23 protein-coding genes and 1 pseudogene are annotated in these 22,375 nt (G+C 74.1%); 7 read left to right on the forward strand and 17 right to left on the reverse strand.

What is annotated here, in order from left to right; genetic code table 11:
* Together ACOJUF_RS05140 and ACOJUF_RS05145 are read right to left on the reverse strand one after the other, a co-directional pair.
* Positions 1-580 (reverse strand): annotated as a pseudogene (locus ACOJUF_RS05140) (hypothetical protein); the annotation flags it as partial.
* Positions 581-740: 160 nt separating this feature from the next.
* Positions 741-1,754 (reverse strand): hypothetical protein, encoded by a 1,014-nt coding sequence (locus ACOJUF_RS05145; protein WP_420120789.1) that lies wholly within the window; start codon positions 1,752-1,754, stop codon positions 741-743.
* A 338-nt stretch (positions 1,755-2,092) separates the two neighbouring features.
* Here ACOJUF_RS05145 and ACOJUF_RS05150 point away from each other — a divergent pair, with 338 nt between their 5' ends.
* Positions 2,093-3,133 (forward strand): CobW family GTP-binding protein, encoded by a 1,041-nt coding sequence (locus ACOJUF_RS05150; RefSeq protein ID WP_420120790.1) that lies wholly within the window; start codon positions 2,093-2,095, stop codon positions 3,131-3,133.
* A gap of 156 nt (positions 3,134-3,289) precedes the next feature.
* Here ACOJUF_RS05150 and ACOJUF_RS05155 read toward each other — a convergent pair whose 3' ends face one another.
* From ACOJUF_RS05155 to ACOJUF_RS05165, 3 genes are all read right to left on the reverse strand, one after another.
* Positions 3,290-3,718, reverse strand: coding sequence for a hypothetical protein (locus ACOJUF_RS05155; RefSeq protein WP_420120791.1), 429 nt, complete (start codon positions 3,716-3,718; stop codon positions 3,290-3,292).
* A 131-nt stretch (positions 3,719-3,849) separates the two neighbouring features.
* The gene (locus ACOJUF_RS05160) at positions 3,850-6,450 is read right to left on the reverse strand and encodes a heavy metal translocating P-type ATPase (RefSeq protein WP_420120792.1); all 2,601 of its coding nucleotides are present in this window, start codon (positions 6,448-6,450) and stop codon (positions 3,850-3,852) included.
* 4 nt (positions 6,451-6,454) lie between these two features.
* The gene (locus tag ACOJUF_RS05165; RefSeq protein WP_420120793.1) at positions 6,455-6,739 is read right to left on the reverse strand and encodes a DUF1490 family protein; all 285 of its coding nucleotides are present in this window, start codon (positions 6,737-6,739) and stop codon (positions 6,455-6,457) included.
* Positions 6,740-6,919: 180 nt separating this feature from the next.
* Between ACOJUF_RS05165 and ACOJUF_RS05170 the strand changes: the two genes are divergently transcribed.
* Positions 6,920-7,588, forward strand: a complete 669-nt coding sequence (locus tag ACOJUF_RS05170; protein WP_420120794.1) for an NrtR DNA-binding winged helix domain-containing protein — start codon at positions 6,920-6,922, stop codon at positions 7,586-7,588.
* Between the two features lie 33 nt (positions 7,589-7,621).
* Here the strand turns inward: ACOJUF_RS05170 and ACOJUF_RS05175 are convergent, their stop codons facing one another.
* Positions 7,622-7,804 carry a hypothetical protein gene (locus tag ACOJUF_RS05175; RefSeq protein ID WP_420120795.1) on the reverse strand — a complete coding sequence of 61 codons (183 nt, stop codon included), beginning with the start codon at positions 7,802-7,804 and terminating at the stop codon, positions 7,622-7,624.
* 95 nt (positions 7,805-7,899) lie between these two features.
* Here ACOJUF_RS05175 and ACOJUF_RS05180 point away from each other — a divergent pair, with 95 nt between their 5' ends.
* Positions 7,900-8,802: an alpha/beta hydrolase fold domain-containing protein gene (locus ACOJUF_RS05180; RefSeq protein ID WP_420120796.1), complete on the forward strand. Its 903-nt coding sequence runs from the start codon at positions 7,900-7,902 to the stop codon at positions 8,800-8,802.
* 16 nt (positions 8,803-8,818) lie between these two features.
* Here the strand turns inward: ACOJUF_RS05180 and ACOJUF_RS05185 are convergent, their stop codons facing one another.
* Positions 8,819-9,001 (reverse strand): helix-turn-helix domain-containing protein, encoded by a 183-nt coding sequence (locus tag ACOJUF_RS05185; RefSeq protein ID WP_420120797.1) that lies wholly within the window; start codon positions 8,999-9,001, stop codon positions 8,819-8,821.
* A gap of 314 nt (positions 9,002-9,315) precedes the next feature.
* Here ACOJUF_RS05185 and ACOJUF_RS05190 point away from each other — a divergent pair, with 314 nt between their 5' ends.
* The gene (locus ACOJUF_RS05190; RefSeq protein WP_420120798.1) at positions 9,316-9,513 is read left to right on the forward strand and encodes a hypothetical protein; all 198 of its coding nucleotides are present in this window, start codon (positions 9,316-9,318) and stop codon (positions 9,511-9,513) included.
* 78 nt (positions 9,514-9,591) lie between these two features.
* Here the strand turns inward: ACOJUF_RS05190 and ACOJUF_RS05195 are convergent, their stop codons facing one another.
* The 6 genes from ACOJUF_RS05195 to ACOJUF_RS05220 form a co-directional block, all read right to left on the reverse strand.
* A complete protein-coding gene (locus ACOJUF_RS05195) occupies positions 9,592-10,299 on the reverse strand; it encodes a YoaK family protein (RefSeq protein ID WP_420120799.1) in 708 nt (235 codons plus the stop codon).
* Between the two features lie 13 nt (positions 10,300-10,312).
* On the reverse strand, positions 10,313-10,831 hold the full coding sequence (locus ACOJUF_RS05200; protein WP_420120800.1) for a DinB family protein: 519 nt from the start codon (positions 10,829-10,831) through the stop codon (positions 10,313-10,315).
* A 68-nt stretch (positions 10,832-10,899) separates the two neighbouring features.
* A complete protein-coding gene (locus ACOJUF_RS05205) occupies positions 10,900-11,385 on the reverse strand; it encodes a DUF1707 SHOCT-like domain-containing protein (RefSeq protein ID WP_420120801.1) in 486 nt (161 codons plus the stop codon).
* On the reverse strand, positions 11,382-12,149 hold the full coding sequence (locus ACOJUF_RS05210) for a PadR family transcriptional regulator (protein ID WP_420120802.1): 768 nt from the start codon (positions 12,147-12,149) through the stop codon (positions 11,382-11,384). Before ACOJUF_RS05210 ends, ACOJUF_RS05205 begins: the two co-directional genes overlap by 4 nt.
* An 85-nt stretch (positions 12,150-12,234) precedes the next feature.
* Positions 12,235-12,843: an acetate uptake transporter family protein gene (locus ACOJUF_RS05215; protein WP_420120803.1), complete on the reverse strand. Its 609-nt coding sequence runs from the start codon at positions 12,841-12,843 to the stop codon at positions 12,235-12,237.
* 214 nt (positions 12,844-13,057) lie between these two features.
* The gene (locus ACOJUF_RS05220) at positions 13,058-13,642 is read right to left on the reverse strand and encodes an HPP family protein (RefSeq protein ID WP_420120804.1); all 585 of its coding nucleotides are present in this window, start codon (positions 13,640-13,642) and stop codon (positions 13,058-13,060) included.
* A 567-nt stretch (positions 13,643-14,209) separates the two neighbouring features.
* Here ACOJUF_RS05220 and ACOJUF_RS05225 point away from each other — a divergent pair.
* From ACOJUF_RS05225 to ACOJUF_RS05235, 3 genes are all read left to right on the forward strand, one after another.
* Positions 14,210-15,400, forward strand: coding sequence for an MFS transporter (locus tag ACOJUF_RS05225; protein WP_420120805.1), 1,191 nt, complete (start codon positions 14,210-14,212; stop codon positions 15,398-15,400).
* 51 nt (positions 15,401-15,451) lie between these two features.
* On the forward strand, positions 15,452-16,303 hold the full coding sequence (gene yidC / locus ACOJUF_RS05230) for a membrane protein insertase YidC (RefSeq protein ID WP_420120806.1): 852 nt from the start codon (positions 15,452-15,454) through the stop codon (positions 16,301-16,303).
* 331 nt (positions 16,304-16,634) lie between these two features.
* On the forward strand, positions 16,635-18,017 hold the full coding sequence (locus tag ACOJUF_RS05235; RefSeq protein ID WP_420120807.1) for a DUF222 domain-containing protein: 1,383 nt from the start codon (positions 16,635-16,637) through the stop codon (positions 18,015-18,017).
* 57 nt (positions 18,018-18,074) lie between these two features.
* Here the strand turns inward: ACOJUF_RS05235 and ACOJUF_RS05240 are convergent, their stop codons facing one another.
* The 4 genes from ACOJUF_RS05240 to ACOJUF_RS05255 are packed head-to-tail and all read right to left on the reverse strand — an operon-like array spanning position 18,075 to position 22,313.
* Complete coding sequence (locus tag ACOJUF_RS05240; RefSeq protein ID WP_420120808.1) at positions 18,075-18,665, reverse strand: hypothetical protein; 591 nt, start codon at positions 18,663-18,665, stop codon at positions 18,075-18,077.
* A gap of 20 nt (positions 18,666-18,685) precedes the next feature.
* Positions 18,686-21,100, reverse strand: coding sequence for a hypothetical protein (locus tag ACOJUF_RS05245; RefSeq protein ID WP_420120809.1), 2,415 nt, complete (start codon positions 21,098-21,100; stop codon positions 18,686-18,688).
* Complete coding sequence (locus ACOJUF_RS05250) at positions 21,097-21,777, reverse strand: ABC transporter ATP-binding protein (protein ID WP_420120810.1); 681 nt, start codon at positions 21,775-21,777, stop codon at positions 21,097-21,099. The genes ACOJUF_RS05245 and ACOJUF_RS05250 overlap by 4 nt, the downstream gene beginning before the upstream one ends.
* Positions 21,774-22,313, reverse strand: a complete 540-nt coding sequence (locus tag ACOJUF_RS05255) for a PadR family transcriptional regulator (protein WP_420120811.1) — start codon at positions 22,311-22,313, stop codon at positions 21,774-21,776. Before ACOJUF_RS05255 ends, ACOJUF_RS05250 begins: the two co-directional genes overlap by 4 nt.
* Between the last annotated feature and the right edge of the window lie 62 nt (positions 22,314-22,375).

Raw genomic sequence — 22,375 nt, forward strand, 5'->3', positions numbered from 1 at the left:
CCGCTGCACCGTCGGAGTCACTGGCAGGATCACCCGCCGGATCGTGGGGCGCGGCGGGCTCGTCCGACGACGGTTCGGGGGTCGCCGGATCGTCCCCGTGCACGGCCACCTGCACGTCCGACACCTCCACCGGGGCCGAGACCAGCCCCACCGAGCCGTCGTCACCGGTCGACCCGAGGCCGGTCGAAATCTCGGCATCCGGGGCTGCGGTGTCGTCTGCGAGCACGTCGACGGACACGTCGTCGACCTGAACGGGGGCCGCGACCACGGCCGGCTGCGGGTCCGGGTCCGTCGGTGTCGCGCCGGCCGCACCGTCCGGGCCGCCGAGGATGAGGACATCAACCCCGCTGACCTGCACCGGAATCGAGGCCAGGGCGGCGCCCGCCGGCTCAGCGGGAGGGGCCGCGGGTGAATCCGCGGCGGCGTCGAGTACCCGGACCGAGACGTCGCTCACCTGGACCGGGACCGACAGCAGGCCGTCGTCATCCGCACCCTCGGCCGCGGCGAGGCACGCCCCGCCCACGAAGAGTCCTGTTCCGAGGGCGGCGACGATCAGCCCTCGCTTCCACCAATTGTTCATGTCCATCCCATTGTCGAAAGAATTGCGTTCTTGTGCGTATCGCGCCATTGTTCGGGCGCCGCGGAATTCGCCGGGACGGCCGGTGGCCGTCAAACCGGAACCAGAGAACGGCGGGTTGCCTCCTGCCGGCGGCAGGGCGCTCCGCAAGAGCGGGATGGGCTCAGTCGGGCGAGATCGTGGTCTCGTGCGGCCGCTGGCGCGGGCCGATGGACCGGCCGCCGGCGGCGGCGTCAGCGGCCTCGGTGGCCAGGAACGGCCACGAACACGGGTTCACCTGGACCCCGCCGCCGGGCCCGCCACCGGCCCCACCGGTGACGTTGGCGCCGCAGCCCGGGCCGCCGAGGGCGGCAACGACGGGGACGGCCGGCTGCGGGAACCGCGAACCGGACGGATCGATGACCCGGGTTCCGGTGGACGGTCCGACTGCGGACGCCGTCGGGACGATGTCCGGGATGGGGTCACGGGCCGACAGCCGGCTCAGGATCGACGACCGGTCCGGGGACGTCGCCGCCGGGTGGGGCGACCGTGCCGCCGGATCGAGGGTGACGGGACCGGCCTCGCCCGCCCACGAGGGCTGGGGGGCGCCTTCCGGCGCGACCGGGCCAGTGACCGGGACCGGGACCGGGACCGGGACCGGGGCCGGGGCCGGGACCGGCACTGAGTGGGTGGGAGTGACGGCCTCGGTGATCGGTTCGACCACGTCGGTCACGGGCGGCACGGCCCGGGTGACGGGTTCCACGATCGGTTCGACGGCGTCCGTCACGGGGTGGATGGCGGGTTCGACGGCGTCCGTGACGGGTTCGATGACCGGCTCGATGGGGTCCGTGACGGGTTGGACGACCGGCTCGACGGCATCGACAACCGGCTCCATGACCGGATCGAGGGCCGGCACCACCTGAACCGCCTCCGCGGCGGGTTCGAGGGCCGCTTCCCCCGGTTCGCTCACCGAGGCGGCCACCGGTTCGACGATCGTGACCACCGGAGCGAGGGCGTCACCGGCCGGACCGCTGGCCGAGGACCCGGCGGACGCGACCGCGCCGACGATGGTGGGCGGCTCGCCCTCGGTGGCGGACGCGGCCGAGCCGAGCAGCCAGGCGCCTGCGGCCAGCCCGGCGACGACGACGCCTCGAAGCAGGAGTCGGCGCCCGCGGGCAGCGTCGTGGTCGACGGACATCCTCGGCACCTCCCCTCCGGCGACACCGCCGCCAACGCAGCGCCGCATCCGTACCGCGCGATGCAACACCCCGGAATCGGCAGGCAATTCGAAAATACGTCGTGAATATCCCCGGCACAAACAAGACCACTCGTACCGGTTTCGGAGAATGCGGCGATATTGACCGCCGGTGATCGGTGCCACCCGTCCAGGCGACCGGTGACCGGCCCGGACGGGGGCCGGATCCGAACCGGGCCGGACCGTGCGGTGACCGGAGCCGCCGGGGCTCACCGGGTCCCATCGGTCCCGGCGCCGCGCCGGCTTGCTATCGAGAATAATTCTCGATTAGCATCGGGTCCATGCTTCCCGTGGTGATCCTGTCGACCGTCGACCCCGTGCTGCGCGAGTCCGCGCTGCTGTCCCTGCTCACCGACCTGCCCGGCACCGGCGTGCTGCGTCAGGACCTCGACCCGGCGACCGGCACGATCCGCCGGGTGATCAGCGACGAGGCCGGGGTCCACGAGGACGTCACCCAGCGGCTGGAGCACGCCTGCCTCGGCTGCGCCGTCCGGGAGGACTCGCTCCCCGCGCTGGACACGATGGTCGGGTCCGGCCGGTGGGAGCGGATCGTCTGGGCGCTGCCAGTCTCCGCGCAGTCGCTCACCGCAGCCCGTCCGCTGTGCGCCGGGGGTGCGGTCGACGGCGTCCAGCTGGCCTCCGTCGTCTGTGTGGTCGACGCCGACCAGGTCGAGGACGACCTGATGGGTGACGCCCTGCTCGCCGACCGCGACCTGGCGCTGTCGGCCGACGACCGGCGCTCGGTCGGGGAGGCGGTGGCGGCGCAGCTCGAGCACGCGGACCTCGTCCTGACCACCGGCTCGGACCCGGTCGGCTTGACGCTGGCCGACCATCTGCGGGGCCGGCGGACGATGCGGTCGGCCTTGTTCAACACCCGGGTCGCGCAGGTGTTCGCGCCCCGGCACTCGCCCCGGCACGCCGAGGCCCGGATGGATCCGTGCCTGGTCCGGGCGCCCGAGGCGCCGGACGCGCACGGGGTCTGGAGCCTGGATCTGATGAGCCCGCGCCCGGTGCACCCGGGGCGGTTCCTGGAGGGGCTGGACGAGCTGGCCGGCCGCCGGGTCCGTTCCCGGGGACGATTCCACCTGACCACCCGGCCCGGCCGTTTCGGGGTGTGGGACGCGGCGGGCCGCCAGCTGTCCATCGGGGACGGGGGCCGGTGGCGGGTGGCCAGCCCGAGCACCCGGCTGGTGTTCACCGGGGTGGACGACGACCGCTCCGCGGTGGCCGCCGGCTTCGCCCGGATGCTGATGACCGACGCCGAGCTGGCCGGGGCCCGGCCCACCACCGACGGTCTGGACGACTGGCTCGGCGACCGCTGAGGTCCCCGGCGGGTGCGCGACAGCCTGGAGCGCCGGCCCACCTCGCGGGCTGCGCCCGGCCCTGCCCGGGACGGACGACGGTCCGTTCCGGGCCCGGCCCGGCAGGCGGTCGCCGGGCCGGCGCCGCGGGCGCGACTCGTCGAGCGGAACGGCGACCTACTCGAGGGTGCGGCTGAACAGCACACGATCGAGCCCCGGGCCGTCGTCGTCCGGATGAACGGACACCCCGCGGGCCCGGCTCGCGCCGGGGAGCACGTCGAATCCGAGCCGCTGATGGAACGCGATGGAGCCGGCGTTGCCGGGACTGGTGATGCACGAGACCCGATGGGCGCCGGCGCCGGCGGCGTCGTCCTGCTCCACCAGCCAGCTCGTGCCCGAGAAGTGCTGGAAGGACAGACGGGGCAGGAGCACGCTCCGTTCCCGCGAGCCGGCCGTCCCACCGAAGCCCGCCCACCACCGGTCCAGGACCGCCAGGACCCGCCAGTGATCGCTCTCCTCGGGGCTTCGCCAGGTCAGGCCAGGTGATTTGGCGCCCGGAACGCCGTCCAGGGCGTCGGCGTCGGGCGGCGGGTCCGTGTCGATCACGGCGATCACGTTCCCAGCCCGGTCGTCGGCGGCCACACCGGCGCTCTCCTCATCGAGCTCCGGACCGTCGGCGCCGGGTCGACAGGTGGCCCGAACGCCCCCCTGCTCGCCGGGTGCCCGGGACCATGGGCTCAGCCGGCATCGCGCTCCCGCGACCGGGCCGCCCGTGGCAGCTGATAGCGGGTGAGGCGGGCGCTGTTGCCGACGACCGCCACCGACGAGACGTTGTGCAGGACGGCGGCCAGGACGGGCGACAGCGCCCCGCCGGCCCCGATGGCCAGCCCGGCCGCGTTGACCGCGATCGACATGCCGTAGTTCTGCCGGATCAACCCGATGCTGTGCCGGGCCAGCCGGCGCAGCTCCAGCAGCCGCCGCAGGTCGTCACCGGCCAGGGCGACGTCGGCCGTCTCCACGGCCACGTCGGTGCCGGAAATGCCCATGGCGATGCCGATGTCGGCCAGCGCCAGGGCCGGGGCGTCGTTCGTGCCGTCACCGACCATCGCGACCAGATGCCCCTCGTTGCGGAGGGCGGCGATGGCATCCTGCTTGTCCTCGGGGAGCACCTCGGCGCGCCACTCGTCGATCCCGAGTTCCTGCGCGACGACCGCCGCGGTCACCGGATGGTCCCCGGTGAGCATGACGATCCGCCGGACCCCGTCGGCCCGGAGCGCGTCGACCACGGCCCGCGCCTCGGGCCGGACCTCGTCGCGCAGGCTGACCAACCCGACCAGCCGGCCGTCGACCGCCAGCAGCAACGGCGTCTCGGCGGCACCGCGGAGCCGGTCCACCCACTGCCGGGCCTTGGCCGAGATGCGGACCTTCTCCGACCGCAGGAACTCCGGCCGGCCGAGCAGCAGGGTCCGCCCGTCGGCCCGGGTGCGCATGCCCAGCCCGAGCAGCACCTCGCACTGTTCGTGCGGCGGAATCTCGATCCGCCGTTCCTCGGTGGATCGGATCACGGCCTGGGCCAGAGGATGTCGCGAATGCACCTCGGAGCTGGCGGCGTAGGCGAGCACCTGCTCGGGCTCCCAGTCCCGGGCCAGCGCGATCACGTTGGTGACCACCGGGCGGCCGGTGGTCAGGGTGCCGGTCTTGTCGAAGACGACCGCGTCGACCCGCCCGGCCGCTTCCAGATGCGAGCCGCCCTTGATCAGGATGCCGCGGCGGGCGCCGTTGCCGATGGCCGCGCTGATGGCGGTCGGCGTGGACAGGCCCACCGCGCACGGGCAGGCGACGAGCAACATCGTCATGGCCCGGCGGACGTCCCGGGTCAGGACCAGGGTGGCGGCGGCCAGGCCGAAGGACAGGGGGACGAACCGGCGCGAGAAGTTCTCGCCCACGGTCTGGATCGGCGCGCGGTCCTGCTGCGCCTGCTCGACCCGCTGGATGATCCGCCCGACCGCGGTGTCCGACCCGACGGCGGTGGCGCGGACCACGATGCGGCCGCGGAGCAGCACGCTGCCGGCGTGCACGTCGGCGCCCGGCCGCACGGTGACCGGCAGGTTCTCGCCGGTGATCGCCGACTGGTCGAGAATGCCCTCGCCGTCGACGATCCGGCCGTCCACCGGGAGGGCGACGTGCTCGTGCACGACCACCTCGTCGCCGAGCTGCAGGGCCGACACCGGAACCTGTTGCTCGACCCCGTTACCCAGGTGCACCCAGGCGGTGTCGGCCGCACCGGAGATGAGATCGGCGATGGCCCGGCGCGTCCGGCGCAGGGTCAGGTCCTGCAGGTACTCGCCGATGTTGAGCAGCCACAGCACGGTGAGGGCGACGACGTTCTCGCGCAGCACGAGCGAGGCGATCGTCGCCGCCGAGACCAACGCGTCGGTGCCCGCGGTCCGCCGGCCGCGGAGGGCGGCGACCGCCCCGCGCAGGAACGGGTACCCGGTGAAGATCGTGACGCCGCTGGCCACCAGGCGGCCCCCGGGGCCGAGGACCGGCGGGCGCCGCAGCAGGTAGCGCCTCCCGCCGAGCAGCACGAGCGCGGCGCCGCCGACGACCATCCGGACGATGTCGCCCGAGGTGACGTCGGCCGACCGCGGGGCCCGCTCGACCGCGGCCCGCGGATCGGTGCGCAGGGCCCGGCCCATCGCCCGCCGCGCGGCGGCGTGGTCCAGATGCCCCGGCCGGTACCAGATCAGCACCGCGCCGGTCCGCGGGAAGGCGTGCACGGCCAGCACTCCGGAGACGTGGTCGACCGCGTCCTCGAGGGCGACCGCCCGGGCCGCGGATCCCCGCAGGCCGGGGACGCGCACCCGCCACCGGCCCGCGGCGTCGGAGACGGTGACCGCGTCGGGGCCGGGATCGTCGTCGGCCTCCGCGGCGGGGTCGGCGGGGTCGGTGGGGTCGGTGGGGTCGGGCGCGACGTCGGAGGCCGGCCGGGGTCCTCCGGAGGGTCGACGGGACGGGCCGCGGCCCGCGGCCGTCACCGGGTCCGGCGCCACGGCGTGGGCGGCCATGTGCGCGTCGGCGGTCGCCCGCCGGCTGGCCCGGTCCGCACCGCTGCCGTCCGGGTCCGGAACCGTGACGACGACACCGGCATCGACGACCCCGGCATCGACGACCCCGGCATCGACGACACCGGCATCGACGAGACCGGCATCGACGAGACCGGCATCGACGACACCGCCGTCGACGGTGACCGGGCCGGCGGCCGACCCGGACGGGGCGGTTCGGGGGGTCCGGCGCCGCGGCGCGGCCGTGCCCGCGGCTGCGGGGGTGCGGGCCACGGCGTCAGTGGTCGTGATCGTGCGCCTGCGCGGGCTGGGCCGGGGGCGGGGCCTGCTCGCCGATCTTCTCCCGCGCCTCGGCGACCACGTCGCCGGCGGTCAGTCGCAGGTTCTCCGCGCCGGATTCGAGCCGGCGCTTACCGCGCAGGGTGAGCGCGGTGACCGAGACGGCGGCCCGCTTGACCGCGGCGCCGGTCGCCGGTCGCTTGAGCCGGTCGACGACGGCGGCACCGGCGACACCGCTGATCAAAAGGCCGGCGGCGCGTGCCGCAAGATGCCCGGTCACCATGAACGACTCCTTCGGATGGATCGGTCGCGTCGAACGATAACGATTATCGCGATACTAGCTATCCGGGGCGTCGTTGGATCCCGTCGGGTCAGCCTACGGTGCCTCTGCGGAGCCGCCTCCGGTCGGACGGCCGGGTCGATCGTCCGGCCTCAATGCGCAGGGTCGCGCTATCGTGCGCTGGTGGGTGGACACCTCTCCCTGAACGAATTCGCCCGGCCGTCGGTCGCCGTCGACGTGGCCGTCCTGACCATCCGGTCGGACCGGCTGCAGGTCGTCGTGGTCGAGCACGCCCGGGGTGGGGCGGCGCTGCCCGGCACCTTCCTGCACAAGGGGGAGGTGCTGGCCGACGCGGCCGCGCGGGCGCTGGCCGACAAGGCGGGCCTGCGCCGGGTGCCGTTCACCCAGTTGCACGTGTTCGACCGGTTGGACCGCGACGACCGGGGCTGGGTGCTGTCGGTCGGGCACAGCGCGGCCGTTCCGGTCGACGACCTGCCCGCGACGGTCAGGCTGCTGCCGATCGTGGGTGGCCGGGCCGCCGGCCGGCTCATGTTCGACCACGCCGAGATCGTCCGGCTGGCGGTCGATCGGCTGCGCCGCGATTACGCGACCGAACTGGACCCCGCCGGCCTGCTGGGCGACCGGTTCACAGTGTTCCGGCTCCGCAAGCTGTACGAGGCGGTGTTCGAACGGCCCCTGATGAAGGACACCTTCCGCCGGCTGGTGGTGCCGAACCTGGAGTCGACGGGGGAGTACGGCACGGACTTCGGTCGCCCGGCCGAGATCTACCGCCGGACGGAGCGGTCCCGGCTCACGCCGAAGGCGTGGGCGACGCTCACCGGACCGGACTGACCCCGCCCGGGACCGCCGGACGAACCGCCCGGATCAGTGGCCCGCCCGCGGGTCCGCGACCCGTTCCTCGGACTCCAGCAGGATCGCCTCGGCCTGGGCGCGCGGGTCGTCGCTGCCGACCGCGGCCTCCTCGGGGAGCAGGTCGGCCCGGCGGTCGACGTTCTCGGCCGGCACCTCGGGTTCGGGGCCGGCGGCGGCCGGTTCGGAGGTGGTCATGGTCAGCGGGGTTCCCCGGACGCCGGAGCGCGAATCGGGTGGCATGCTGCCGGGCAGGCGCTCCGCCCGGAGCCGATCGTCCCGGAGGTGGGTTCGTGTCCGACCAGGCCCAGCCGGCGGTGCCGCTGCCGTGCCGCCCCCCGGTGGTGCCGGTGACCCGCGCGGACGGCACCCGGATCTTCGCCGGCGTCAGCTACGCCCTGATCTCCGGCTACCGCCCGCTGCAACTGGACGTGTGGGTGCCGCCGGCCGCGTCCCCGCCGTCCCTGGTCGTGTGGATCCACGGCGGGGCCTGGCTCTCCGGGGACCGCCGGTACCTGCCCGAGACCTTGCGTCCCGACCAGCTTTTCCACGCCCTGGTCGGGGCCGGCCTGGCGGTCGCGACGGTCGACTACCGGCATGCCCGGGAGGCGCCGTTCCCGGCCCAGCTGCACGACGTCAAGGCCGCGCTGCGCTACCTGCGCGCCTACGCGGCCGAGTTCGGGGTGGACGCGACCCGGGTCGGGGCCTGGGGCGAGTCGGCCGGCGGGCATCTCGCGGCCCTGCTCGCGCTGACCGCGGACCGCCCCGACCTGGAGGGTGCGGTCGGCATGCCCGGCCGCGCCGGGACGGTCGACGCGGTGGTCGACTGGTACGGGGTGACCGACCCGGACGCGCTGCCGCGGCTCTCGCCCGCGGCCGCGGCGTCGATGCAGCTGGCGGATCTCCCGCAGGACCTGCTGCTGGCCGGCGCCGACCCGGCCACCCATGACGACGCCGCGCCGGTCCGGCAGGTGCGGCCGGGCGCCCCGCCGTTCCTGGTGCTGCACGGCACGGCCGACCGCTTGGTGCCGTTCGCGCAGTCCGCGGCCCTGGCCGCCGCCCTGCGGGCGGTGGGCGCGCCCGCCGAGCTGGTCCCGGTCGACGGGGCCGACCACATCTTCGCCGGTCATGCCGACGTTGATGCGCTGGTGGACCGGTCCGTGGGCTTCCTGGTGGCCGCGCTCGCCGGGACCTGAACGCGGACTCCGCCGCTCAGGGCGCGCTGCGCTCCAGCGAGACCTCGAACAGGTCGGTCAGGGCGACGACGTAGCCGGGGGTGGTGCCGTAGCGCTCGGCGATCTGCTCGACGCTCGTGCCGGCGTGCCGCAGTTCCAGGAGCTCCTCCATGAGTTCGATCCCGGAGTGCCGGTCGGCCGATCGCGGCGAGCCGCTCATGCCAGTGCCTTCTTCCCTCTGCGGACGGGCGGGACGGGGCGCCAGCAGGTCGGGCCGGGACGGCGCGCGCACGATCCGGTCGCACCGCACCACCCGGTGGGCCCGCGTGCGTCGCCGTTGCCGTGCTGGTCCGCCACCTCCCAGTGTTCTCCGCCGGGTCCGGACGTGTGAACGGCATGGGAAACCGGATCAGTGATTTCCCTCACGGGGACGTTTGAGGCATGATGAATGGCCGTCAGATCCGTCGGTGGTGAACCGCTGGGACCGGACAGGGACAGCGGTCCCGCTCACCTTTGCAGACGAGAGACGAGATCATGAAGCTGTTCCAGGCGTGCCCGCGGTGTGGTGCGGCCGCCGCCTCCCACGCCCCGTATCTGGCTGCCCCGCGCTCGGACGACGAGGCCTCCGTCCCGTGGTGCCGCAATTGCGACATCCGCTACGGCGGGGATCGTTCCTCGCGGGTCGCCCGCCGCGGTGACCACAACATCCCGGCCGGCCTGTACCTGCGCTGAGCGCCCTCGCGGTCGGCCGCGCCGACGCACCTGGCCCGCCCTGTCCCGGCCGCGGCCGGGCTGATCGCGCGGGCGGGATCACCTTCCGGTCGGGGTCGACTCCCGGGCCGACCAGGCCAGCGTGCCGAGGGCGGCGACCGCCAGGGTGAGTCCGGCGGCCAGGCCGAGGCCGAGGCCGGGATGCCAGCGCAGCGTCAGGGCGCCGACCAGCGCGCCCGCGGTGAGCAGCACCAGGGCCAGCACCCGGCGTGGCCACGGCTGTGCGGCCCCGCTGACCGCCGCGTCCGCGGCCAGGCCGGTGATCAACGACGTCACGACCACGGTGGTGATGTCCTTGACCGCCAGATGGCGCGCCGTCGCCGCCTGCAGGCCCATCGCGACCGACAGGAACGCCACGATCACCAGCAGCGGAGGTCCGTCCGGGGCCCGGCCGATCACGAACAACGCCCCGGCCAGCCCGGCCAGGATCGCCCCGACCAGGGCGAAGACGGCCCCGATCCGGCGGGACCACCGGCCGCCCGCCACCGGCCGGACGACCCGCCCGCCCACCAGGGCGCCGGCCAGGAAGCCCAGCAGCGCGATCGCCGGCCCCAGCAGCGGCAGGTCGTCGGCCCCGGCGGCGGCCATACCCAGGATCACCACGTTGCCGGTCATGTTGCCGGCGAACACCTTGTCCAGGCCCAGGTAGCCGACCGCGTCCACGATGCCGGTGGAGAACGTGAGCGCCAGCATCAGGATCAGGTGCACGCGCGCGGCGGGCGGCCGGGCGAGTCGGGCGGTGGGCATGGCCGGCCGGTCCTCAGCCGCCGACGTCGTGCAGGTGATGCACCGGATCGTGCGCGAAGTACCGCGCGAGCGTGGCCACGGTGAAGACCGAGCCGTTCGAGCGCCGGCCGGTGCGCTCCCACTGGTCCGCGCGGACCGCCGCGAACGCGTCCGCGATCTCGCCGGCGTTGGCCTGCAGGTCGGCGGCCACCCGGTCGGGATCCTGGGCGGCGTAGTCCTGCTCGACCGCGGTGGCGTCCTGGTCCCAGTTGGCGAAGGGCGGGTCGTCCTGCGCCAGCATCAGGGCGAGCCGTTCGGCGAAGATCCGGCAGGCGTCCCGCACATGGCACCCGTATTCCAGCGGCGACCAGGTTCCCGGCCCCGGGCGGGCGCGGACGGTGGGCCGGACCAGGACGGCCCTCCAGGCCGACGCGTTCGCCCGGAGCAGGTCGGGCAGTGCGGCCAGCGGGATCGCGGACGCATCGAAACCGCATTCCGGACAACGCTTGTCGATGACCCAGGTCCAGTCCTTGGTGTCCGGCTCGACGGTCATCGGCCCAGCCTACTGGCGGGGCAGGGACGGGATCCGCCCCGGCCGGGCAGCGGGGAGGACCCGGTCGATCACCGGCGGCCGGGGCCCGACCAGCGGCGGTGCCGCATCCGGCCGACCATCAGCAGCACGATCACCAACCACAGCAGCGGGAACGGGAAGAAGCCGTGACCGACCGCCCCGATCGACCAGATCACCGTGAAGACCAGCAGCACGATCAGCGCGAGCCGCACGTGGGGCGGCGGGCCGGTGCGCCGCCCGTTCCACCGGCCGTCACCCCGACCGCCGGAGAACGGGTCCGGCCGCGCCGGCCCGAACGACCCGGCCGGAGCCGCCCAGGACGGGTGGCCCGGCCGGGTCTGCGGGAGGTCGGCGAACAGCGGCGTCAGCTCGTCGAGGTAGGTGCTGGCGTAGGCGGCGGCCACCCGCTGGTCGAACTCGGCGGCGTCCAGCCGGCCGTCGGCGAAGTGCGTGGTGAGCCGGTCGACGGCCGCCTGCCGGTCCGTGGTGCCCGCGCGCATCCGCGGGGCCGGACCCGGCCGCCCGACCTCGCTCATGATGCGCCGCCGTCCTCGGTCGGGCGGTCCTGGCCGCCCTCTCCGTCGTCCTGGCCGTCCTGACCGTCCTGACCGAGGATCCGGTACAGGTCGGTGCGGGTGCGCGCCAGGACCGTGCGCGCCTGCGCGATCTGCTCGTCCGTTCCGGTCCGCATGACGTGCACGAACGCGGCGCCGACCTGGAACACCAGGTCGCCGAGCTGGGTGTCGTCCGCCTGCGGGGCGAAGGCGTCCCACATGCCGGCGTACTCATCGGCCTTCTCGGCGGTGATCCGCCGGCCGTCGTCGGTCAGCCGGTACACGCGGCGCCCGTCCTGCTCCGCCGCGCGGACCAGGCCCTCGTCCTCCAGCTGCTGCAGGGTCGGGTAGACCGACCCCGGGCTGGGCTTCCAGGCCCCGTGGCTGCGCCGCTCGATCTCCTGGATGATCTGGTACCCGTGCATCGGTTGCTCGGCCAGCAGGGCCAGCACCGCCGAGCGGACGTCGCCGCGGCCGGCCCGGCCGCGCTGGTGGCGCTGGCTGCCTCGCGGGCCGGGCCCGCCGCTCCACGGGTCCCAGCTGCCCGGACCCCAGTCCCACTTCCGGCCGCCGCCCCAGGGTCCGCCGCGGGGCCGCGCCCGGCCCCCGGGTGGCGGACCGGGTCGGGCGCCCGGGGGACCGAACGGGCCCCCGCCCGGGCCGCCCAGTCCGGAATCCATCAGGGCCCGGCGCAGCAGGCCTGGAATGTCCCACGGGCCGGCGGCCCCGCAGTCGGATGTGGTCATCGACGCCTCCTGAAGATCGGTCGCGATAGGTCGACGATATATCGCGATACAGCGGTCTTCAAGGGTGTCCAGGAGTGCCCCGGGGTCAGGGTTCCCGGTCGTCCGACCCCGCGATCCAGGGTGCGCCGAGGGGCAGGACGTGCCGTCCCATGGTGAGCCAGTAGAACTTCTCGATGAGCATGTACGCCGCCAGCGCGGAGGCGATCAGCAGGACGTAGGCGCCGGTGGTTCCCATGCCGTGCGAGCCGGCGAAGGCGGCAACCGACTGCAGCCCCAGCCCGAGGGCGACGCACAGCAGGGTGACCGGCAGCACGGTGTTGTGCACCGCGCCGGCCGGTGCGAAGGCCAGGGCCAGGACGGCGAAGACGAGGGCGAAGACGCCGCGGGCGGTTCCCGTCACCTGGAAGAAGCCGATCTCCTCGCCGAGCAGGAAGCCGGGGACGACGATCCAGTACCACCCGAAGGCGTTGTAGACGATGAAGTGGAAGTTGTCGCCGTTGAAGTAGGACAGCATCCCGGCCGTCACCTGGACGACGCCGCCGAAGGCGGCGCCCACCCAGAAGACCGGGGCGACCTCCTGCACCCCCAGGTGCTCCAACTGCGCCGTCAGGGTGGCGATCACGAAGCCGAGCAGACCGATCAATCCGGGGTCCGCGGTCCGCATCGTCGGTCGCCGGGTCAATTGTTGTGTCATGAACCGCTCATTTCATCGACGATTGGTGGTGATGGTTCGAGCCTATGACCGGGATCCGGTCAGGGCGCGCGGAACGACACGCCGATATGTCGGAAAGTATTACCGGAGAACAGGTATGGGTCATCGCCCGGCCAGGTGGGAATGGCGTCGGGCCACCCGGAATGCCATCCGTCGCGCCGGCCGGGAATGGCGCGTGGCGATGGCCGGGAAATGGTCAGACGGTCGCCGGAGCGGCCAGCACCGACACCGTGATGACGCCGGGGACCGATTCGACCAGCGCCTGCGCGACCGCCCGGTCCGACGCCTCCCGGTAGCGATCGACCAGCACCACCTCGCCATTGCCGACCTGGACCGACCAGCGGCTCAGGCCGCCGATGACCCCGAGCTTGGCCCGGACGTCGGCGGCGACCTCCTCGTCGGTGCGGGCCAGGGCCCGCACGATGTCCCGGCGGGTGACGACACCGACCAACCGGTTCCCGTCGACGATCGGCAGGCTGCGCCGCCGGCCGGTGAGCATCTCCCGGGCCACGACCGAGACGTCGGTGTCGTGGCTGACGCCGACCACGGGCGCCGTCATGACCTCGCCCACGGTCGCCCCCGGTCCGTTCGCCGCGGCCGCCTCCGCCGCCTGCTCGGACACCGGGAAGCGGTTGCCGATCAGATCCGCCTCGGTGACGATGCCGACCAGATCGCCGGCCTCGTCGGTGACCGGCAGTGCGGTGAACCCCCGCTTGGCCAGGATGGCCGCGGCCTTGGCCACCGGCACCGACGGCTGCACCGACAGAACGGATCTGGTCATGATGTCGCGGGCGCGCATGGCAGGCCTTCCTCGATCCCGGAGCGCATGACTGCCCTCCCTGTGCCGAACCTAGGGACCGGTCGGCGCGGCGGGTACGGCCGAAGGTCCCGCCGGCCCGGGGCCGTCCGGCCGGATCCCGCGGACGCCCGGGGCACTCCGGGACCCAGCGCCGGCGGGTGCCGGTGTGGGGGTTCGCCCTTCGCTCCGGCCGGCCCGTTCGGCTCGCTCGGAGGCGTTCGGGGCGGTCGCGCGTTGTCCAGTGAAGGCGCGTGCCCGGTGCGCGGGCTCTGCCCTTCACTGGGCGGGGTGTGTGCGTGGTGGTCGCAGGTGTTCGGGGCGGTCGCGCGTTGTCGAGTGAAGGCGCGTGCCCGGTGAGCGAGCTCTGCCCTTCCCTGGGCCGGGTCGCGCCGGGCGGACGGCCCGCTCCCGGTGCGGCCGGGGCGGCTGGGGCGGTCGGGACGCGTGCCGGCCGCGATCGGGCCGGTGACTACCCTGAGCGCGGCCCCGCACCGGCTCGGCGGGCGGGCCACGACAGCGTGTCGGACCGGACCCGCCGGAGGGAGTGCCGTGGCGAGCGAGCCCGCCGTCCCCGTCCGGGCACCCCGCCCGCGGGGCCTGCCGGCGGTGCTGGCCATGCTGATGACCACCGGATGGGCGGCCAATCACTTCGCCGCGCTGCTGCCGGTCCTGCGGTCGGCCCAGAACCTGTCGGCGTCGCTGGTGGCGGGCCTCTATGGGCTCTACGCGGTGGGTCTGCTGCCCGGTCTGCTGCTCGGCGGGTCGGCGTCGGACCGGTTCGGACGCCGCGCGGTCGCCGTTCCGGGGGCCCTGCTGGCCGCCGCCGGGACGGTCCTCCTGCTGCTCTGGCACGACCCGGCGGGACTGGTGGTGGGCCGGCTGGTCGTCGGGGCCGGCGCCGGGGCGACGTTCAGCGCCGGTACGGCCTGGGCGGCGGACCTGGGCGGCGCGGTCGGCGTCACCCGGGCCGGGGTGTTCCTGACCCTGGGCTTCGCGACGGGCCCGGTCGTGTCCGGCGTCCTGGCCGCGTTCGCCCCGGCCCCGCTGGTGGTGCCGTTCGTGCTCAGCGCGGTGCTGTCGCTGGTCGCCGTCGTCGCCGCGGCGACGGTTCCCGGCCGGCCCCCCCATCCGCCGCCGCACGCCGTGCACCCGGGGACGCCGCCACCCGCGGGCGCGGTCCGGCGACGGTCCGCGCGGGCCGCGCTCGGCTGGGCCTTGCCGGTCGCGCCGTGGGTGTTCGCCGGGGCGACGGTCGGGGTGGTGACCCTGCCGTCCCGGCTGCCGGAGTCCGACGGCGGCCCGTTGCTGGCCGGGATCGCGGCCGGGATCGTCCTCGGCACGGGGGTGGTGGTGCAGGCGATTGCGCGTCGCCGGAATCTCGGTCCCGGCGCGGGCGTCGCCGGCGCGGCGGCGGCGTCCGCCGGGCTGCTGCTCGCCGCGGTGGGCGGCGAGTCGCCCGGCCTGCCGCTCGTGGCGGGGGCGTTCCTGCTGTTGGGCACCGGGTACGGACTGTGCCTCCGGGCCGGCCTGCTCGATCTGGAACGCTGGGCGCCCCCGGCCAGCCGCGGCAGTCTCACCGGCCTGTTCTATCTGGCGACCTATAGCGGGTTCGCGGTTCCGGTGGCGCTGGCCGCGCTCGACCCGATCGTCGGCGCGGTGCTGCCGCTGCTCGTGCTGGGGGTCCTGGCCGCGGTGGTCGCCGGGCTGCGCCGGGCGCGGATCGTCAGGACCCGTTCCTGACCGACCCGGCCGCCGGCCACGGTCGTGAACGCCCATGGACTGGAGGGGTGCGTGAGCTTCAACTTCTTCTCGCTGGACTACATCTACTACCCGATCTCCGGGATCATGTGGGTGTGGCACCAGGTGTTCGGTGCCGTCCTCGGCCCCGACGCCGCCCTGACCTGGGTGCTCAGCGTGGTGTTCCTGATCTTCACCATCCGGGCTCTGCTGTTCAAACCGTTCATGAAACAGCTGGACGCGCAGGTCAAGATGCAGGCGATCCAGCCGCAGATGCGGGCGCTGCAGGAGAAGTACAAGGACGACCGGCAGAAACTCTCCGAGGAGATGATGAAGCTCAACCGGGAGGCCGGGGTCAACCCGTTGGCGTCCTGCCTGCCGCTGCTGATCCAGGCGCCGGTCTTCGTCGGCCTGTTCCACGTGCTGCGCATGTTCCAGCCGGTCAACGACGGGCCGGGCGGCCCGACCGCCTGGTTCTACCGTGACAGCAACTATTTCTTCGACCATGCCGAGGTCGTCTCGATGGGCAACGCCAAGCTGCCCGGCGGGGCGCCGCTGGTCGGGTTCATGACGATGCCGGCCGACCAGTTGGCCTTCATGGACGGGGTGCGGGCGGCGATCATCGTCTGGGGGATCCCGCTGACCATCATGGCCGGCATCGCCACCCACCTGGCCAGCCGCCGGTCGGTCGCCCGGCAGGCCCAGCTGAACCCCACCGCGGCGACCGCGAATCCGCAGGCCGTGCTGATGAACCGGCTGGCCCTCTACCTGTTCCCGCTGTTCGTCGTCATCGGCGGGCCGTTCTTCCCGCTGGCCATCCTGTTCTACTGGCTGGCCAACAACTGCTGGACGTTCGGGCAGTTGTGGGTGGCGCACCGGATCCAGGACGGCCGGGCCGGCGGCTGACGACGACGGCGCCGGCCCCGCGGACCCATTCCGAGCCAGAATCTGGCGCCGCGCCCGGGCAATGTCATTGCCCTGGACGGGACCGTCAGACCCTGTCGGTCACGCTGTCACCGGCACCCGGGCAGGCGTGGCCGTAGATGTTGTACAGACGTTCGTTAAAGTGCTATGATCAGCTATGTTTGCGCCAGAGCGACAACACGGGCACCGAGCCCTCGTGTGGCGGTCGACCCCGCCCGCGCCGCCGCAGTCGAGCGAGCTGTGGTCGCCCGGCACGGCCGAGCGGCATCCGTCGGACGGGCCGGGGTGGGCGCCGGAGTTCACTATCCATCAGTTGTTGCGACCCCAGACCACCGACGATGCGGTGGTGCAGCTGGCCGAGTTCCGGCACCGGATCACCACCACGCCGGCGGGCGGGGCGTTGGCCCGGTTCCTGCAGCACCGGCCGGCCCGCCCCGCGGACGACCTCGACGTCCCCGGCCGGGAGTCGGTGTGGGCGAACGTGCTGGTCGATTCCATCCGGGCCCGGGAACGGGTCATCGCCCACCTGCAGGGCTGCCAGATCGCGGATCTGGCCGAACTGTCCGGCAGCTATCCCGGCCTGCGCGAATTCCTGCCCACCGAGATCGCCCTGGCCCTCGGCGTCGCGGAAACGACCGCGTCCCACAAGCTCGACGAGGCGCAGGCCTTCACCGCCCGGCTGCCGGCGACATTCGCCGCTCTGCGCGCCGGGCAGATCAGCGAGCGTAAGGCGCGGGCCGTGCAGCAGGGCACCGGAGACGTGCCGGACGAGGTGGCCGCTGTGGTGGAACGGGACGTGCTGTCCGATCTGCCGGCGAGCACCATGCCGCAGCTACACGACCTGATCGCGGCCGCAGTGATCCGCCGGGATCCGCAGGGGGCCCAGGATCGGCACGAACAAGCGCGGGAACGTCGCGGCGTCACCCGTCGACACCTGCCCGACGGCATGGCCGCGATGACGGTGTTCTCGACCCTGCCGGACATCGCGACCATCCACGCCGCGCTGACCGCAATGAGCGACGCCGCCCGCACCCCGGACGACGAGCGCACTGCGGACAACCGGAGGGTCGACGCGCTGGTCGACCTGTGCGCCGACGTCCTGGACACCGGGGTGTGGCGGGGCCGAGATTTGCCGGTCCGGCAACGGCGCCGACCGCACGTGCAGGTGACTCTGCCTATCACCGCCCTGATCGACGGGCCACCGACCGGTGAGGTCGCCCAGCTGGCCGGGTACGGGCCCATCACCTCCGCCCAGGCCCGGCAGATCGCCGCCGACGGCACCCTCCGCCGCCTGGTGTGCGATCCGTTGTCCGGGACGTTGCTGGACTACGGGCGCACCACATACGAACCGCCGGCCGGGCTGGCCGACCACGTCCTCGTCCGGGACCAGAGCTGCGTCATGCCCGGCTGCCGGCAGCCCGCCCACCGCTGCGAACTCGACCACACCGAGCCGTTCCACCCCGGACAGGCCACCGGCGGATCGACCAGCGCAGCGAACCTGGCCCCGGCGTGCACCCACCACCACCGCGCCAAGGACGGCGGCGGCTACCACCTGACCCGGACCGACCAGGGATACCGCTGGACGACCACCCTTGGTCGCACCTACACCCGACCGCCCACCCGCCTCTGGACAACCCCACCCGACCACACCCCGGACGAGCCGCCGTCGAAAGACCCCGACCCGCCACCGTTCTGATCGGCACGGGTCCGGTGCGGACGCCGGGCATCACTGGCGGGCTCATGCCCGGTTGGCTCACGGAGGGATGGGCGCCGATGCATCCCGTTCGGCCACAGGCAGGTCGAGCGTCGCGCAGAGCTCATCCTGTCCAGGCAGCACCCCGACAGTTCCGTCGGCGAGCACGCATGCCGCGACCGGATCGGACTCCTTGATCGCCCCGCGGGACACCAGGGACTGATGGCAGGCGTCGGCGAACATGGCCACCGACACGGTGTTGCCCGGGCTCGACACCGCGCTCTCGCCCTCCTTGTAGCCGAACGCGATGCCGATCGAGTTGTCCGAGCGGTCCAGTTCGGGGGTCGAGAAGCACGTCGCCGCGCCCAGGTCGGACGGGGTGACGGTGGTTCCGGGGGTGATGTCGGACGACGAGGCGACGCCGGAATCGGCTCCGGAACCGGAGCCGGCCGGGCTGCTCTGGGTACTCGGTTCGGTGGGCGTAGGGGTGGACGCGATGGCGGTGGCGGGCGACGACGACACGGCCAGGGCGCCGGCACCGGCCGGACCGGCCGGCGCCGCGCAGGCGATCGCGCCCCCTCCGACGACCGCGGCCAGTGCGAGGGCCAGGACAGCCGGCCGGCCGGTCCGCGGCATCCGGCGGGCTCTCACGCCGGTAGGGAAAGGCCCGGTCATGCCGTCCTCATCTCGGTCGGACGGGTCAGGGCGGGCAACGCCAGTGTGCCGATCCCGGCCATCAGGGTGACCAGGCCCAGGGCCAGAGCGGAGTAGCCGGCGGCCACGGTCCAGTCCAGCTCGATGGACACGCCGAGCACGGGGCCGAGCAGGCGGACGAGCACCCAGGCGCTGGCCACTGCGAGCACCACGCCGACCGCGATCGGTAGCACCGCGCCGACCAGCATCGAGCGGGCGAGCACCCGGCGGGGCACCCCGGCCGCGACGGCCAGGGTCAGCGGGCGGCGCCGCTGCTGGCCCTGCTCGACGGCGGTGACGATGAGCCCGGCGACCGCCACGACCAGGGTGAGCAGGGCCCCGATGATCAGGCCGGTCCGCGCGGTGGGGGAGAGCACGCTGCGCAGGCCGAGGTCGGCCGGTTCACCCGCGGCCCGGATCTCGACGTGGCTGCCCAGATCGGCCAGGTCGGCGCGCAACCCGTCCGCCTGCTCGGTGGAAGCCTCGACGCCGGTCACCGAGAAGCGGGCCGGGCTGCTGGTCAGCAGGCCGTCGACGGCCGGGCCGAGCGCGCCCGGGGTGACGATCAACGCGGCGTCGTAGCGGTCCGGCAGGCTGATCGCAGCCGTCGATTCCGGAACCGTCCAGTCGAACGTGGTCGACCGGCCGTCCGCGCCCGGCGTCGAGATCGCCAGGACGGAGCCGGGCGGCGGCACGGGCTCCGCGGGGTCGGCCGCCGCGAAGACCATGCCGTCGGTGCAGGCGACCCCGAGCGCCCCGCACGGGGCCAGTCGCAGGCTGACGAACGGTGTCGCCGTCGACGGGTCCGACGGACTCGTGGCCGGACCGGCGCCCGCGGGGGCCGAGCCGGTGACGACGGTCCCGGTGACCAGCGCCCCGCCCCGGATCTCGGCGGCCGGCCCGAGCCGGTCGTGCACCACGTCCACGACCCGGTCCAGCTCGCCGGTCGGGACGTCGGCCACCTGCACCTGGTAGGCCACCTGACCGTCCGCGTCGAGCCGGTCACCGGCCGCCAGCAGCGGCTGCAACGCGATCGCCCCGGCCAGCACCACCGATAGGCCGGCCACCACCCGGGCCGGCGTGCCGGGGTCGAGCCGCAGCCGGCCGACCGCGAGCTGCCAGGCGGGCGGCCCGTCGGGCAACACCCGGGTCAGGCGTTCGAGCACCCAGGGCAGCAGCACCGCCGCGCTGACCAGCAGGAGGACGATGCCGGCGCCCAGCGTGGGCAGCAGGTTGTAGTCGGACTGCGGCAGGGCCCACAGCAGCAGCGCGCCCGCCGCCGGGACGAGCAGCCGCCATCCGAGGCGGCGGGCCGGCCGGGGCCGGCTTTGCTGCCGCACCACCCCGAGCGGGTCGGGCCGGCGGCCGGCCAGCACCGATCCGACGGCCAGGACCGGGACGGCCAGGGCGATGGTGACCACTGCCGCGGCGCCCGGTCGCAGATCCGAGGGGAAGAACCCGCCCGGTCCGACGGAGAGCAGGCGCGCCGCCTGGCGGGTCAGCAGGAAGCCCGCGGCACCCACCCCCAGCCCGGCCAGCGCGGCGGTGACCGTCTCGACGACGGCGATGACCCGGAGCTGGCCGCCGGTAGCCCCCACCAGGCGCAGGCCGGCGTCGCGGCGGTCGCGGGCCACCGAACCCACCCGGGACATCAACGCCACGAACAGCAGCAGCGGCACGATCACGATGGTGACTCCGGCCGTGAGCAGCACGGCGACCAGACTGGCCCCGGAGCCATCGCCCAGATCCGTCGCGAGAACGGAGCCGCCGCCCCACCCGTCCGCGACCCGGTACGGCGCCCAGCCGGTCGGGTCGGACCGGACGCCCCGGTACAGCCGCAGCTCGTCCGGGGCGACCAGCCCGTCGACGGCGATGGTGCCGACGACGGCGTCGCTGCCGAGCCGGGACCGGAACCCCTCGCCATCCGGTCCACTCAGCAGCTCGGCCAGCGCGGGGGAGACCACGACCTCGCCCGGCCGCGGGAAGATGTCCACTCCGGGCGGTGCGGCCGCGCGGGCGGGATCGACGGCGGCCAGCTCGGTGACCTGGACCCGCTCCCCGCGGTAGACCGAGCTGGACTCGGTGGCCTGGAACCAGGACGGCTCGAGCAGCGCGGGATCCAGGGTGGCGTCGGTCGTGCCGATCGGGGCCGAGGTCGGTGACAGCGCCGCCGTTCGGTCGTCGCGGCTGTTCAGGGCCGGGCCGATCGAGGCGGCCAGCAGCAGCACCAGGGTGCACAGGGCCAGACCGGCCGTGACCAGCAGCCAGCGCAGCCCGCCGGTCCGGCCGGCGGCCGTCAGCAACGTGACGGCCAGCCGCAGGTTCGCGGCCCAGCCCGGGGACCGGGCCGCCGTCGATGCCCCCGGCGGACGGGCGGGTGCGCGGGCGGTCATGCGGCGGCCCGGGTCTCGCCGGTGCGCCCGTCGCGGACGAGTACCTCACGGTCGGCGTAGGCGGCCACCCGCGGCTCGTGGGTGACCAGCACCAGGGCGGCCCCGGTGTGCCGGACCGTGGTGGTGAGCAGGCGCATGACCGCCTCGCCCTGCAACGAATCGAGGGCGCCGGTTGGTTCGTCGGCGAAGATCACCCGCGGTTCGCCGACCAGGGCCGCGGCCAGGGCCACCCGCTGAGCCTGGCCGCCCGAGACCTCGCCCGGTCGCTGCTCGGCCACGCCCTCGACGTCCAGCCGGCCGAGCCATTCCTCGGCCGCCGCGCGAGCCGGCCGCCGCGCCGTCCCGGCCAGCCGCAACGGCAGGGCGACGTTGTCGCGGCAGCTGAGCTCGGGTAGCAGCCGGCCGAACTGGAAGACGAACCCGAACTCGTGCAGGCGCAGTCGCGAACGTTCCCGGTCGGACAGGCCGGCCAGGTCGACGCCGCGGTAAGTGACGGTGCCCGCATCGACCGGCAGGATCCCGGCCGCGCAATGCAGCAGCGTGGACTTGCCCGATCCCGATGGCCCGATCACCGAGACGATCTCGCCGGCCTCGACCGTCAGGCCGGCCCCGCGCAGGGCCTCGGTCGGCCCGAATGATCGGTGCACATCTGTTGCTGCGAGCAGGATCTCGCTCACTTCTCCACCCCTTCGGTCCGCAGCTCGTCGCCCAGTGCGGTCAGCCGTGACGCCGTCAGCTCCAGCCAGCGCAGGTCCGCTTCCAGGTGCAGCAGCGCGTGGTCGCAGATGATCTGGTCGGCCAGATCGCCGGACTCCTTGCGGCGGGTCAGTTCTCGCATGCTCACCAGGTGCTCCCGGCGCTGGGTGTCCAGGATCTCGTCCGCGGACCGATGGCTCATCAGGGCGAGCACCACCTTCGTGTAGAGGGTGTTCTGCAGGTACTCGGCCGGCTTCTCCGGGGTGCGCAGCCACGATTCGAGGTCGGTGACGCCGGCGTCCGTGATCGCATACCGCTTGCGCTCCGGTCCTTCGCCTGTCTGCACCCCATCGACACTCACCAATCCGTTCTTCAGCAGGCGCGACAGCGTGGCGTAGACCTGGCCGTACGCGAGCTGCCGGCCGCTGCCGAACAGCTCGTCGTAGCTGCGCTTGAGGTCGTACCCGTGCCGCGGGGCCAGGTCGAGCAGTCCCAGCAGGGATCGGGAAACTGACATGCCGAGGACTATACACACGAGGTATACCTCGTGTGTATAGCGGGACGGGCGCGTCGTCGCGG

The organism is Nakamurella sp. (assembly GCF_048594475.1).
Lineage (GTDB): Bacteria > Actinomycetota > Actinomycetes > Mycobacteriales > Nakamurellaceae > Nakamurella.

Excerpts from the sequence above, each read along its gene's own strand:
- ACOJUF_RS05145 (WP_420120789.1), bottom strand. The coding sequence starts at position 1,754 with ATGTCCGTCGACCACGACGCTGCCCGCGGGCGCCGACTCCTGCTTCGA.
- ACOJUF_RS05150 (WP_420120790.1), top strand. The coding sequence starts at position 2,093 with ATGCTTCCCGTGGTGATCCTGTCGACCGTCGACCCCGTGCTGCGCGAG.
- ACOJUF_RS05165 (WP_420120793.1), bottom strand. The coding sequence starts at position 6,739 with ATGGTGACCGGGCATCTTGCGGCACGCGCCGCCGGCCTTTTGATCAGC.
- ACOJUF_RS05175 (WP_420120795.1), bottom strand. The coding sequence starts at position 7,804 with ATGACCACCTCCGAACCGGCCGCCGCCGGCCCCGAACCCGAGGTGCCG.
- ACOJUF_RS05185 (WP_420120797.1), bottom strand. The coding sequence starts at position 9,001 with ATGAGCGGCTCGCCGCGATCGGCCGACCGGCACTCCGGGATCGAACTC.
- ACOJUF_RS05190 (WP_420120798.1), top strand. The coding sequence starts at position 9,316 with ATGAAGCTGTTCCAGGCGTGCCCGCGGTGTGGTGCGGCCGCCGCCTCC.
- ACOJUF_RS05195 (WP_420120799.1), bottom strand. The coding sequence starts at position 10,299 with ATGCCCACCGCCCGACTCGCCCGGCCGCCCGCCGCGCGCGTGCACCTG.
- ACOJUF_RS05200 (WP_420120800.1), bottom strand. The coding sequence starts at position 10,831 with ATGACCGTCGAGCCGGACACCAAGGACTGGACCTGGGTCATCGACAAG.
- ACOJUF_RS05205 (WP_420120801.1), bottom strand. The coding sequence starts at position 11,385 with ATGAGCGAGGTCGGGCGGCCGGGTCCGGCCCCGCGGATGCGCGCGGGC.
- ACOJUF_RS05210 (WP_420120802.1), bottom strand. The coding sequence starts at position 12,149 with ATGACCACATCCGACTGCGGGGCCGCCGGCCCGTGGGACATTCCAGGC.
- ACOJUF_RS05215 (WP_420120803.1), bottom strand. The coding sequence starts at position 12,843 with ATGACACAACAATTGACCCGGCGACCGACGATGCGGACCGCGGACCCC.
- ACOJUF_RS05220 (WP_420120804.1), bottom strand. The coding sequence starts at position 13,642 with ATGACCAGATCCGTTCTGTCGGTGCAGCCGTCGGTGCCGGTGGCCAAG.
- ACOJUF_RS05245 (WP_420120809.1), bottom strand. The coding sequence starts at position 21,100 with ATGACCGCCCGCGCACCCGCCCGTCCGCCGGGGGCATCGACGGCGGCC.
- ACOJUF_RS05255 (WP_420120811.1), bottom strand. The coding sequence starts at position 22,313 with ATGTCAGTTTCCCGATCCCTGCTGGGACTGCTCGACCTGGCCCCGCGG.